At 60.7% G+C, this 326-nt stretch carries 1 pseudogene; it reads right to left on the bottom strand.

Annotated features, from left to right (window positions below):
• Positions 1 to 199 (bottom strand): annotated as a pseudogene (locus EOD29_RS31000) (BMP family ABC transporter substrate-binding protein); the annotation flags it as partial.
• Between the last annotated feature and the right edge of the window lie 127 nt (positions 200 to 326).

Below are 326 nucleotides of genomic sequence, written 5' to 3'. Positions count from 1 at the left end.
TGTCGCCCGTCGGCTCGAAGTCGCGATAGGCAATGCCGGTCTCGGTCTTGAACTTCTCGGCGCCGTTATACGCCGCCTCGTTGAAGGACTTATCGAACTTCCCGCCGGTGCCGTAAACCAGCGCCGGCTTGACATCGGCGGCCAGCGCCGTCGTCGACATGGCAGCCACGGCAAGGAGAGTGAGAAGGGATTTTTTCATTGTGCAGCCCTGTTGTTGCTATTCGTTTGGGGTCCTCCCGCAAGCCCTTTTCGGACATGTCTGCGGAACCACCGACCTCCCCCCGGAGGCCTGGCTGCGCGCATCCTTGCATGGCTCACGGAAAAAT

The sequence above is a fragment of the Mesorhizobium sp. M1A.T.Ca.IN.004.03.1.1 genome, assembly GCF_003997555.1.
Classification (GTDB): domain Bacteria; phylum Pseudomonadota; class Alphaproteobacteria; order Rhizobiales; family Rhizobiaceae; genus Mesorhizobium.
The sequence above is the reverse complement of the archived record's forward strand: the minus strand, read 5'-3'. Positions and strand labels throughout refer to the sequence as shown.